At 54.8% G+C, this 11,723-nt stretch carries 12 protein-coding genes; 10 read left to right on the forward strand and 2 right to left on the reverse strand.

The window, feature by feature from the left end:
• From ACFE7X_RS07925 to accC, 9 genes are all read left to right on the forward strand, one after another.
• Positions 1 to 683: PdxA family protein (locus ACFE7X_RS07925; RefSeq protein ID WP_375435136.1), on the forward strand; the 683-nt coding region annotated here is incomplete at its 5' end.
• A gap of 335 nt (positions 684 to 1,018) precedes the next feature.
• Positions 1,019 to 1,387: a helix-turn-helix domain-containing protein gene (locus ACFE7X_RS07930; RefSeq protein ID WP_375435137.1), complete on the forward strand. Its 369-nt coding sequence runs from the start codon at positions 1,019 to 1,021 to the stop codon at positions 1,385 to 1,387.
• A gap of 77 nt (positions 1,388 to 1,464) precedes the next feature.
• Positions 1,465 to 1,998, forward strand: coding sequence for a DUF177 domain-containing protein (locus tag ACFE7X_RS07935; protein ID WP_375435138.1), 534 nt, complete (start codon positions 1,465 to 1,467; stop codon positions 1,996 to 1,998).
• 58 nt (positions 1,999 to 2,056) lie between these two features.
• Positions 2,057 to 2,284, forward strand: a complete 228-nt coding sequence (gene rpmF, locus ACFE7X_RS07940; protein ID WP_375435139.1) for a 50S ribosomal protein L32 — start codon at positions 2,057 to 2,059, stop codon at positions 2,282 to 2,284.
• Positions 2,285 to 2,395: 111 nt separating this feature from the next.
• Positions 2,396 to 3,337: a phosphate acyltransferase PlsX gene (gene plsX, locus ACFE7X_RS07945; protein WP_375435140.1), complete on the forward strand. Its 942-nt coding sequence runs from the start codon at positions 2,396 to 2,398 to the stop codon at positions 3,335 to 3,337.
• 57 nt (positions 3,338 to 3,394) lie between these two features.
• Complete coding sequence (locus ACFE7X_RS07950; protein WP_375435141.1) at positions 3,395 to 4,408, forward strand: beta-ketoacyl-ACP synthase III; 1,014 nt, start codon at positions 3,395 to 3,397, stop codon at positions 4,406 to 4,408.
• A 191-nt stretch (positions 4,409 to 4,599) separates the two neighbouring features.
• Positions 4,600 to 5,163 (forward strand): elongation factor P, encoded by a 564-nt coding sequence (efp, locus tag ACFE7X_RS07955; protein WP_375435142.1) that lies wholly within the window; start codon positions 4,600 to 4,602, stop codon positions 5,161 to 5,163.
• Between the two features lie 25 nt (positions 5,164 to 5,188).
• Entirely contained in the window at positions 5,189 to 5,668 is a 480-nt protein-coding gene (accB, locus tag ACFE7X_RS07960; protein ID WP_375435211.1) for an acetyl-CoA carboxylase biotin carboxyl carrier protein, read from the forward strand.
• 114 nt (positions 5,669 to 5,782) lie between these two features.
• Positions 5,783 to 7,129, forward strand: a complete 1,347-nt coding sequence (accC, locus tag ACFE7X_RS07965; protein WP_375435143.1) for an acetyl-CoA carboxylase biotin carboxylase subunit — start codon at positions 5,783 to 5,785, stop codon at positions 7,127 to 7,129.
• Positions 7,130 to 7,239: 110 nt separating this feature from the next.
• Here the strand turns inward: accC and ACFE7X_RS07970 are convergent, their stop codons facing one another.
• Both ACFE7X_RS07970 and ACFE7X_RS07975 read right to left on the reverse strand, forming a co-directional pair.
• Positions 7,240 to 7,815, reverse strand: coding sequence for a DUF3109 family protein (locus ACFE7X_RS07970; RefSeq protein ID WP_375435144.1), 576 nt, complete (start codon positions 7,813 to 7,815; stop codon positions 7,240 to 7,242).
• A gap of 120 nt (positions 7,816 to 7,935) precedes the next feature.
• Positions 7,936 to 9,159, reverse strand: a complete 1,224-nt coding sequence (locus ACFE7X_RS07975; RefSeq protein ID WP_375435145.1) for a glycosyltransferase family 4 protein — start codon at positions 9,157 to 9,159, stop codon at positions 7,936 to 7,938.
• A 215-nt stretch (positions 9,160 to 9,374) separates the two neighbouring features.
• Here ACFE7X_RS07975 and ACFE7X_RS07980 point away from each other — a divergent pair, with 215 nt between their 5' ends.
• A complete protein-coding gene (locus ACFE7X_RS07980; protein ID WP_375435212.1) occupies positions 9,375 to 11,627 on the forward strand; it encodes an ATP-dependent helicase in 2,253 nt (750 codons plus the stop codon).
• Positions 11,628 to 11,723 lie beyond the last annotated feature (96 nt).

Here is an 11,723-nt window from a genome sequence, read left to right on the forward strand (position 1 = left end):
AGGAAAACACGCAGGCTGACGACGTTTGCTACCCTGGCAACACGGAATTCCTCACCAGTTTCTTCGGTGGCTCCGAAAGTCTGATGCTGCTCACGAGCGAGGAATTGCGCGTAGCCACTGCCACGGGCCATATTGCTTTGAAAGACGTACCCAGCCGTGTTACGAAAGAGCTTCTGCTTACGAAGTTGCGGATTCTGCTGAAGTCGTTGAAGCAGGATTTTGGAATTGAGAAGCCGAAGGTGGCCGTGCTCGGCCTCAACCCTCATGCCGGCGAAAACGGCCTTCTTGGCACCGAGGAACAAGAAGTTGTGGCGCCCGTTATTCAGCAGTTGCTACAGGAAGGACACTTAGTGTTCGGCCCTTATCCCGCCGATGGCTACTTCGGTACTCGCCAATACCGTCAGTTCGACGCTACTCTTTCCCTCTACCACGATCAAGGTCTAATTCCATTTAAAAGCATAGCCTTCGAACGGGGCGTTAATTTCACCGCGGGCTTGTCTGTTATTCGCACCTCGCCCGACCATGGTACTGCGTATGGCATAGCCGGTCAATATAAAGCCGACGAAACTTCGTTTCGCGAAGCCCTTTACCTCGCCTGCGACTTGGTGCGGCAACGCGCCGCACTGGCCGCCATCAAGCCGCTGGTACCAAGCGCCGCCCCACGTGGCGGCAGGCATGAGTAAGTAGCTTGATGCGCCGTTGCTGAGCCTGGCAAGTTGCTAAACACCAGCTTGCAATGGCGATTTTTTAATAACAATTAACCCCACATTATCAGCTTATTATCCTCTTGTATATAAAGCCACTGTTCACATACTGAATAGTGGCTTTATATAGTAGGATCAGCACTAGCTAGGAAATATACTTGGGGTTTGAAAAGCCTGTCAAAGCGGTTTATAATTAGACCAAACTGAAACATTCTTTCCAAAACCGAAATTTACTTTGCGGTTTTAAAACTAGCGCTTAACTTTGCAGCCGCTAAATCACACTCCGGGGCCATTTTCGTTTTCTCTGCTGCTCTATGCTTCTTCAAACTCCATCTGACTATCGCACGGCTCTGCGCCGAATGGATGCGTTGGTTGCTGCTGGTTTTGAAGGCAATGCGGCACTAGAAGCCGAATTCCGGGAATTGATAGTCGCTCTCGACACGTACGAGGACAAGCTGGGCTTATTGCCAATACCTAACCTGCCCACTTCTCTAGCGGACATGATAGAGTTGAAACGGCAGCAAATGCGGCTCAAGCAGAAAGACTTGGCACAACTGCTAGAAGTGCCAGCCGGGCGCCTTTCGCAGATCCTTAGCGGCAAACGCCGCGTTACGCTCGACTTGGCCAAACGCCTCTATGAGCGGCTAGGAATTCCACCGGAGTTCATTCTTAAAAACGCTTAAAGCCAGCCCCGGTTTTAGCTCCTGCTTTCATTAAACGGCAAAATCTTTCTACTTTTGCCCCCTGCTATAAATTGACCGTGAAGAAAAACGTTGAATACGACCTGGCTATTGCCAAGCTAGCCGACAAAACGCATCACTTTGCGTACGAGCTAGGCCAAGCGTTTTTCGAGCAGTTCGATCAGCAACTCATCCCCGATGGCAAGCTCCACGCCGATGTTACGCTGATCAAGACGGACCGCTTGCTCACGCTGAACTTTGATATTGCGGGTACCGTGCGCCTAACCTGCGACCGGAGCCTCGATGAATACGACCAGGAGGTGGACGTGCACGAACAACTCTTAGTGCGCTACGGCGACCGGGAGATAGAGCTGGACGACAACGTGCTGCAAATCACCCCCGATACGCAGACCCTCCCTCTGGCCCAACATATGTTCGATTACATTGGGTTGGCGCTGCCGATGAAGAAGTTGCACCCGCGCTTCCAAAACGAGCCCGACGAAAACCCAGAATCGGAAACCAAGCTCATCTTTACCACCCGCCAGCCCGGCGATAACGACGATGACGATGAGGGCACCGACCCGCGCTGGAACGCGCTGCGCAACCTCAACTAAGCGCTTGAGTCGCTTTTAACTCAACAAGCAACACTTACCATTCAATATTTTCCAACTCATGGCACATCCTAAGAGACGCCAATCCTCGACCCGCCGCGACAAGCGTCGCACCCACGACAAGCTGACCCCAAAGGCAGTTACCCTCTGCCAGAATACGGGCGAGTTGCACCTTCGCCATAAGGCCTACGTGGTAGATGGCGACCTTTATTTGCACGGTAAAGTAGCCATCAAAGGCTACGCTCCGGTAGCTGCTCCTGCTGCCGCCGCCGACACCGCCGAAGAATAGCCGCGCAGCCGCGCTTTTCCCTTTCTTTCCTCCCGGCTTATTTTTTCTTTTGAAAGAGGCCGGGAGGTAAAGTAAGGTTCCTCTCCCAGACTCCTCCTTGATACCTCGTACATGAAGATAGCCCTGGACGCTATGGGGGGCGATTTTGCGCCCCAGGCCGCGGTCGATGGTGCAGTGCTGGCCGCGCAAGAACTAGCCGGCAAGGCGCAGATTGTGCTCATTGGCCAAGAAGCGGCCGTCCGCCCTCTCTTAGATCAGCACGGCGCTGCGGCTGCCAGTCTTGAATTGGTATCCGCTTCTCAAATCATTGAGATGGGCGAACATCCGGCTAAAGCGTACCAGCAAAAGCAGGATTCCAGCATTGCCGTGGGCTACCGGCTGCTACACACGGGCGAAGTCGATGCATTTTGCTCGGCTGGCAATACGGGCGCTATGCTCGTAGGGGCCATGTTTAGCGTGAAGCCGGTACCTGGGGTGTTGCGGCCTGCCATTGCCAACTTCGTTCCGAAACTGCACGGCGGCATGGGCATTCTGCTTGATGTAGGCGCCAATGCCGAGTGCAAACCCGAAATGCTGGAGCAATTCGGCGAGTTAGGTGCTTTGTACGCGCAGTACGTGCTCGGTATCACCAACCCCAAAGTGGGCTTGATGAATTTAGGTGAAGAAGAAGGCAAAGGCACCACGCTCACGCAGGCGGTGTATCAGCTGCTGAAAGTGAATCCACACGTTAATTTCATTGGCAATATTGAGGGGCGCGACCTGTTCAATGGCAAAGCCGATGTAATTGTTTGTGACGGCTATACCGGCAACGTGATGCTGAAGATGGCCGAGTCCATCTACGAAATCATGGCCGACAAGCAGATGCGTGACCCCTTCTTCGACAATTTCAACTATGAAGCCGTCGGGGGCTCGCCTATTTTGGGCATCAACGACAACGCTATTATCGGGCACGGCGTGAGTACGCCATTGGCTATCTGCAACATGTTGTTGCAAGGCTACCAAATGGCCCAATCCGGCATCTCCGACCAGATCAAAAATACCTTCAAGTCCTAGCGACTAAGTCCGGCCCCGGCCGGATTTTTTCTTGCCGCGTTTTCTGTTTTTTCGTCAATGAAAATTACCGCCGCTATTACCGGAGTGGGCTCCTACGTGCCCGATTACGTGCTTACGAATCAGGAACTCGAAAAAATGGTGGACACCACCGACGAGTGGATTACGTCACGAACCGGCATCAAGGAGCGCCGCATTCTGAAAGGCGAAAACCAGGGCACTTCGGTAATGGGCATCCAGGCGGTGCAGCAATTGCTTGCTAAAACAGGTACGCGCCCCGAAGAAATCGACCTGTTGATTTGCTCGACTACAACGCCTGACCTGATTTTTCCGGCTACGGCCAACATTATTTCAGCCGCCGTTGGCACCACCAAGGCATTTAGCTTCGATATGCAGGCGGCTTGCTCAGGCTTCTTGTTTGCGCTAGCTACCGGAGCGCAGTACATCCAAACCGGCACGTACAAGAAGGTAGTAATAGTGGGGGCCGATAAAATGTCGGCCATTATCGACTATACAGACCGGGCCAACTGCATCATCTTCGGTGATGGGGCGGGTGCCGTACTGCTGGAGCCTAGCACCGAAGGCTACGGCCTGCGCGACCAAGTTTTGTGCTCTGATGGCAGAGGGGAACAGTACTTGTACCAAAAAGCCGGCGGTAGCCGCCGGCCGCCATCGGCCGAAACGGTAGCCAACCGGGAGCACTACGTGTACCAAGAAGGCGCTACCGTGTTCAAGTTCGCCGTGACTAACATGGCCAACGTTGCCGCGCAGGTGATGGAGCGCAACCACCTCACCAACGACGATGTGGCCTGGCTGGTGCCGCACCAAGCCAACAAGCGCATCATCGATGCTACCGCGCACCGTATGGGCGTAGGGCCGGAGAAAGTGATGCTCAATATTCACCGCTACGGCAACACGACCAACGCCACCATTCCACTCTGCCTCGCCGACTACGAGCAGCAACTGCGCAAAGGGGACAACTTGATTCTGGCTGCTTTCGGTGGGGGCTTTACATGGGGCTCCATCTACCTTAAGTGGGCATACGACTCTAATTCTAGCCCGGTCACCATTTAACTACGGTGGCTCGGTTGCGGAAAACCTCTATACTTGCACTCCCGACGTGCCGCCCCGCGACTTTTCCGGGACGGCACTTCTTTTGAACTGAAAACTTACAAAATTGAAGGATTGAAAATTGGCTGTCTAACCTTGCTTCTCTGTGGCAGATAAGCCAATTAACAATTTCTAATTCCCCCTCTCACTTCAACATGGCTACAACCGCAGATTTCCGCAACGGACTTGTGCTCAACTACAATGGTGACTTGCACGTCATCACGGAGTTTCAGCACGTGAAGCCCGGCAAAGGTCCCGCTTTCGTCCGTACAAAGCTCCGCAACATCAAAACCGGCAAGGTTATCGACAACACGTTCAATGCCGGGGTGAAAGTGGAAACGGCCCGCGTCGAGCAACGCCCGCACCAGTATTTGTTTAAAGACGACTACGGCTACACGTTCATGGACAACGCCACTTTCGAGCAAGTGGTGCTGCCCGAAGCCATGTTACCCTTTGCCGATCTTATGAAGGAAGGCCAAGAAGCAACCATCCTGTTTCATGCTGAAACCGAGCAGCCGCTCACCGCTGAACTGCCGACTACCGTGGAACTGATGGTGACCTACACCGAGCCCGGCTTGAAAGGCGATACGGCTACCAACACGCTTAAGCCTGCTATTGTTGAGACGGGGGCCCGGATTCAGGTCCCACTGTTCATCGATCAGGACACTAAAATCCGCGTCGATACCCGCGACTACTCCTATGTCGAAAGAGTCAAGTAAGCAGTCCAGCAAGTCAAGCGCCGCCATGAAAGCCAAGGAACTCCAGGAACTTATCGATTTCATTGCGAAGTCGGGCCTCAACAAAGTCAACATCGAGACGGAGGAATTCAAAATCTCCGTACAACGTGAGCCTAGCTACAAGCCCGTGGTAGGCATGTCGGCCTCGGCGGCCCCCACCCCGGCCCCGGTGCCCACCACTCCAGCCCCTGCGCCCGCTACTCCGGCCCCTGCGGCAACACCTGCCGCGGTTCCAGCAGTTGAGAACTATGTAGCGCTGAAGGCGCCGATGATTGGCACTTTCTACCGTAGTAGCAGCCCCGATACGCCAGCTTTCGTGCAGGTGGGTGATTTGGTGGAAAAAGGCCAAGTGATTTGCATCATCGAAGCCATGAAATTATTCAACGAAATAGAAGCCGAAGCATCGGGCCGCGTCATGAAAGCCCTGGTCGAAAACGCCTCTCCGGTGGAGTACGACCAGCCGCTGTTCCTGATCGAGCCAATGTAATTCATTGGGGTCCTGGGGTCTTACAAGCTTAGAGGTTGGTTTCTATCAGCTCTAAGTTTGTAAGGCCCTTTCCTTTTGCCGTAAGACCCCAAGACCTTAAGCCTCCAAGACCCAATGTTCAAGAAAATATTGATTGCTAACCGGGGTGAAATTGCGTTGCGCATTATCCGGACCTGTAAGGAAATGGGTATCAAGACAGTAGCTGTCTATTCCACCGCCGATAAGGAAAGCTTGCACGTGCGCTTTGCCGATGAGGCAGTATGCATTGGCCCACCTCCCTCCTCGCAGTCCTACCTCAGCATCCCCACCCTGATTGCGGCAGCAGAAATAACCAATGCTGACGCCATTCATCCTGGCTACGGCTTCCTAAGCGAAAACGCGGAATTCTCGCGTGTGTGCCAGGAAAACGGCATCAAGTTTATCGGGGCTACGCCCGAGATGATCAACCAGATGGGCGACAAAGCCTCCGCTAAGGCCACTATGATTAAGGCCGGCGTGCCTTGCATTCCTGGCTCGGTGGGCTTGCTCGACTCGGTGGAGCAAGGCAAGAAGGTAGCCGCCAAAATCAAGTACCCCGTTATTCTGAAAGCTACTGCCGGTGGTGGCGGGCGTGGCATGCGCATTATTCCAACTGAAGAAGACTTCGAGAAAGCCTGGAACGATGCTCGCACCGAGGCCAAAGCCGCATTCGGCAACGACGGTGTATACCTGGAGAAGTTTGTGGAAGAGCCCCGCCACATTGAAATTCAAGTATGCGGCGACCAGTTTGGCCGCGTTTGCCACCTTTCGGAGCGCGACTGCTCGATTCAGCGCCGCCACCAAAAGTTGGTGGAAGAAGCCCCTTCGCCTTTCATGACCGATGAGCTGCGCGAACGGATGGGCACAGCCGCGGTAGCCGGTGCGTCGGCCATCGGTTACGAAGGAGTAGGCACCATCGAGTTTTTGGTGGACAAAAACCGGGATTTCTACTTCATGGAGATGAACACCCGCATTCAGGTGGAGCATCCCGTGACCGAGGAAATCGTGAACTACGACCTTATCAAGGAGCAAATAAAAGTGGCCGCGGGCATCCCCATTTCCGGCGACAACTACTACCCCAAGATGCACGCCATGGAGTGCCGCATCAATGCCGAGGACCCCACCAAGGACTTCCGCCCTTCCCCCGGCAAAATCACCACCCTGCACATCCCCGGTGGCCACGGCGTGCGCGTCGATACGCACGTGTACGCGGGCTACACCATCCCCTCGAATTACGATTCGATGATAGCCAAGCTCATTACGGTGGCGCAAACTCGCCAAGAGTGCATCGTGAAGATGAAGCGGGCCCTCAGCGAGTTTGTAGTGGAAGGTGTGAAAACCACTATTCCGTTCCACTTGGCCTTGATGGACAACCAGAAGTTTCAGGACGGAGACTTTACCACCAAGTTTCTGGAGACGTCGTTCGACTTCTCGGAGTTGTAACCCAAAGTATTCAGAAAGCAGAAGCGCCTAGCTGTTTAGTTAGGCGCTTTTGCTTTTCTAAATACCGGCTAGAAAACCATGTCGGGACAAGCTTCTTACAGTCAGCCCGGTTAGCTTTTCGTTTGGGGTTGCTCAATCTCCGTCACCAACTCTCCATACCAGTCTTCGCCATACTTGCGGATGAGGGGCTCTTTCAGGAACTGATACACCCGCACCCCTAAGTTGGCGCCGAAGGAGCAAGCGGGATTACAAATGCCCCACCGGTCGTAATTCAACGCCTCAAATCCTTCGTATTTAGTGATGCGGATGGGATACAGGTGGCAACTGACGGGCTTTTTGAAGCTAGTGGCACCGGCCAGATACGCCTGCTCGATGCCACATTTCAAGATACCTCGCTCGTCGTAGAGGGCGTAGGCGCACTCCCGGTCGTTGATGGTAGTGGTGCTGTAGTCGCCTTCCCAATCCTTGATGTAGAGACCTTGCTGCTCGATGGCTTGTTGGCCGGCTTCGGTAAGAAAGGGCCTGATGTTCTGGTATTCAGCTTCCAGAATTTTTAATTCTTGTTCTTCTAGGGGCGCACCTAGGTCGCCTTCCACGCAGCAGGCTCCTTTGCAGGCTTCCAGGTTGCAGACGAAAAAGTTGTCTCGAATGTCATCGGAGATGACGGTATTTTGGATGATGATCATAGTGAGTTCCTGCTCAGGGCCGCAGAGGTTTCATTACGGGTAACAGAGGCCGTTCCTTACAACTGCAAGCGTCAACTTCTGCGTTCCTCAGCCGCGAATAGTAGCTGCAAAGATACCCAATTACCACAGCCCAAACAGCACATCTTCCGTCAACTCGCACTGCCGATGATGCGAGTAAGTGGCCAACGCAACGGCCTGTGCCTGTCGGGCTAACGTTGCCGCCACTCCTGGGTCTTGCAGTAAACGCCCAATGGCCGCTTCGAAAGCAGCGGCATCGCGCAACGGGAAAAGCAGGCCCGTGTGGCCATCGTCTACTATCTCTAAGGTGCCACCGGTGGCCGTGGCAACTACGGGCAAGCCAGCCGCCATGGCCTCAATAGTAACCATGCCGTAGGTTTCGTTGGTAGAGCCGGTGACGGAGACATCGAGGGCACGATAGGCTATTTCGGGTTGCGGCGTGAACTCGCGAATGTGCACCACCTCTTCTAAGTCTAGCTCCCGCACCCGGCGGAGCACGGCTTCACGGTAAGTATTGCCCTCGTTGCGCGTCGACTCACCAACCAGCAGCAGGTGTAGTGGCACGGCGGGGTGCTGGCAGCGCAGAACCGCTAACTCTTCTACCAGAAAATCCTGCCCTTTGCCATCGTCGAATCGGCCGATGAGGCCCAGTAGTACGGCATTGGTGGGCAGATGCAGGTTCAGATGGCGCCGAGCGATGGTGCGGGTCAAAGCGGGATCAGCAAACTTTTCCAACTCGATGCCCAAGGGCACCACGTGCAAACGCTCCGCAGTAAAACGTGTTTTTTCGAGCACTTGGCGCGCTAGCCCTGGCAGCGGCGAGAGCCACGCATCCAGGGCCCGGTAGCGCAGGGTATGCACAACGCCGCGCTTAACTGGCCCGAGCTGCATGTGCTGCTGGTATATCAGCTTCAAAGCAGGCAAATGGAGCGTCTTGCAAAGTACCGCTAACCCCAGGTCGCCGTTGCGGGTGACGATGAGGACGCGCGTATTAAAAGCCCGCAGGATGCCGGCCAGCCGACTGGCAGCGGGAACGTCTAGGGCTTTCCAACGGTTGGTAAGATAGGCAACCGGCAGCTTCAGGGTCTCTGCCTGCGCTGCAACAGGCGAGTCGGCTAACGTAATTACCTGCACTGGCCAGCCGCGGCGGTGCATCCAATCAGCGAAGCGCACGGTGTTCAGCTCCAGCCCGCCCCAACTCGCCGACAAGCACAAGAGCGACAACGGGAATTTTGCGGCGGAAGTGGAAACGAAGGCAACAGACTCAGCAGGATTCACGCGGCGAAGATACGGCACGTAGTTTCCGCGTTGCGCAGGGTAAGGCATTTGCAGTTGCAGTGCGCTGTACTAAGGAACTGTAAACTCGATGAAACCTCGCGCCTGATTCAGCAAAACCTGGCCAAAAACAACGCCAGGGCACTATCAGAGCTGGAACTGGCACAAACCAAAGCGTGTGCTACATCCGGAATTTGCACTTCCTCACCCCGCCCGAAAGCCGTACCTTTGCTAATAAGTGAAAACGCTTAGCTTACCGAATGGCACTGGATTATCTCTCTCTTCTAAATCCCTCGCAGGCGGCTGCTGTGATGCAAATCGACGGCCCTTGCATGATTATAGCCGGCGCGGGCTCGGGCAAAACCCGGGTGCTTACCTACCGCATTGCCAACTTGCTCGAACAGGGCGTTGACCCGTTCAATATCCTCGCTCTTACCTTTACCAATAAGGCCGCCAAAGAGATGCGCGCCCGTATCGAGAAGGTAGTGGGCGGCGCGGCGGCCAAGAACCTGTGGATGGGCACTTTCCATAGCATCTTCGCCCGTATTCTACGCTCCGAGGCCGACAAAATAGGTTTCCCCCGCTCGTTCACCATCTACGACACGCAGGACAGCAAAACGCTGATCAGTCAGATTCTGAAAGAGCTGGAGCTCGACGACAAGCTGTACAAGCCGGGCATGGTGCTTGGGCGGATTTCGGCGGCCAAAAACAAGCTCATCTCGGTGCAGCAGTACCTCAACGACCCGGTCATTCGGCAGGACGATGAGGCGGCACTGCGGCCCAAGATTGGCGTGATTTATCAGCAGTACGCCAACCGTTGCTTCAAGGCCGGCGCCATGGACTTCGACGATTTGCTTTATCAAACCAACGTCCTGTTCAAAGACCACCCCGATGTGCTCAACAAGTACCAGAACTTGTATAAGTACGTGATGGTAGACGAGTATCAGGACACCAACTACTCGCAGTACCTGATTGCGCGCAAGCTGGCCGCCAAGGAGCGCAATATCTGCGTGGTGGGCGACGACGCGCAAAGCATTTACGCCTTCCGGGGCGCTGATATTCAGAACATTCTCAACTTCGAGAAAGACTACCCGGAACTGCAAGTGTTCAAGCTGGAGCAAAACTACCGCTCCACCAAAACTATTGTGAAGGCGGCCAACTCGGTTATTAAAAACAACCAGGCCCAGCTGCGCAAAGACGTTTTTTCCGACAACGAGGAAGGCCCGCTGATTGAGGTGCTGAAGGCCGCTTCCGACAACGAGGAAGGCAAGCTGGTTGCTAATTCCATCTTCGAGGACAAGATGAGTCATCATCTTTCCTACGATGACTTCGCCATTCTGTACCGCACCAACGCCCAAAGCCGGGCCATGGAAGAATCGTTGCGCAAGCTCAATATCCGCTACAAGATTGTGGGCGGCCTGAGCTTCTACCAGCGCAAGGAAATCAAGGACTTGGTGGCCTATCTGCGCCTCACAGTGAACCCCAACGACGAGCAGGCGCTGCGCCGCGTCATCAACTACCCCAAGCGCGGCATCGGCGACACCACCATTGCTAAACTTATCAACGCGGCCGAGGAAAGCAACCATACTATTTGGGAAGTGGTAGCCAACGCCGACCAGTTTTTGCCCACCCGCGCCGCCAACCCAATAGTGGACTTCGCCGAAAAAATCAAGGCCTACACGACGGTAGCAGCCAAAGAAGATGCGTTTGAAGCGGCCAAGTTCATTGCCAAAAACTCGGGCATGATCGAGGAACTCTATGCCGATAAAAGCATTGAGGGCCTTTCCCGCTACGAGAACATTCAGGAATTGCTGAACGGCGTGAAAGCCTACACCGAGGACCCCGAGCGCGAAGACAAAACGCTTGGCGCTTTCCTGCAAGATATTGCCCTCGTGACGGACGCCGACACCAAAGACGCGCAGCAGGAAGGCGAAGCCGTGACGATGATGACGATTCACTCGGCCAAGGGCCTGGAGTTTCGCAACGTGTACATCGTGGGCATGGAGGAAAACCTGTTTCCTTCGCAAATGATGATTACCTCGCGGGCCGATCTAGAGGAAGAACGCCGGCTGTTCTACGTGGCCATCACGCGGGCCGAGAAGAAGCTGACGCTGAGCTACGCTACCTCGCGCTACCAGTGGGGCAACCTGCGTAGCTGCGAGAAAAGCCGGTTTCTCGATGAAATTGACCCCCAGTTCGTGGACTTCAAGTTTGCCGCCACGCCAAGCGCCGGCCCCGGCGAGTCGCCGTTTGGGCACGTATTTGAGCGGCGCAGCAACCTCTTACCCACCCCGCCGCGTAAGACGGTAGCCAAAGGCTATACCCCCCCGGCCGACTTTCAGCCTTCCGACACCAGCAGTTTGCAAACCGGACAGCGGGTGGAACATCCCAAGTTCGGTTTTGGCCACGTAACGAAGCTGGAAACCGTTTCGGGCTCCACCAAGGCTGTTATCGAGTTCGAAGAAGTTGGCGAGAAAACGTTATTGCTGAGTTTTGCGAAATTGCGCGTGCTTGGCTGATGCAATAGTCACCGTATGGCTAGCTTTACGGTGCTACCGAGCAAGGGAACAAGCACCAGGCGGCCCACTGACAAGCGGAGTCGAAACCTCTCGCTC

Origin of the sequence: uncultured Hymenobacter sp. (assembly GCF_964242765.1) — a bacterium.
Lineage (GTDB): Bacteria > Bacteroidota > Bacteroidia > Cytophagales > Hymenobacteraceae > Hymenobacter.

Bases quoted from the DNA above. Each gene is read 5' to 3' on its own strand.
- ACFE7X_RS07930 (WP_375435137.1), top strand. From the start codon at position 1,019: ATGCTTCTTCAAACTCCATCTGACTATCGCACGGCTCTGCGCCGAATG.
- rpmF (WP_375435139.1), top strand. From the start codon at position 2,057: ATGGCACATCCTAAGAGACGCCAATCCTCGACCCGCCGCGACAAGCGT.
- plsX (WP_375435140.1), top strand. From the start codon at position 2,396: ATGAAGATAGCCCTGGACGCTATGGGGGGCGATTTTGCGCCCCAGGCC.
- ACFE7X_RS07950 (WP_375435141.1), top strand. From the start codon at position 3,395: ATGAAAATTACCGCCGCTATTACCGGAGTGGGCTCCTACGTGCCCGAT.
- efp (WP_375435142.1), top strand. From the start codon at position 4,600: ATGGCTACAACCGCAGATTTCCGCAACGGACTTGTGCTCAACTACAAT.
- accB (WP_375435211.1), top strand. From the start codon at position 5,189: ATGAAAGCCAAGGAACTCCAGGAACTTATCGATTTCATTGCGAAGTCG.
- accC (WP_375435143.1), top strand. From the start codon at position 5,783: ATGTTCAAGAAAATATTGATTGCTAACCGGGGTGAAATTGCGTTGCGC.
- ACFE7X_RS07970 (WP_375435144.1), bottom strand. From the start codon at position 7,815: ATGATCATCATCCAAAATACCGTCATCTCCGATGACATTCGAGACAAC.
- ACFE7X_RS07975 (WP_375435145.1), bottom strand. From the start codon at position 9,159: ATGCCTTACCCTGCGCAACGCGGAAACTACGTGCCGTATCTTCGCCGC.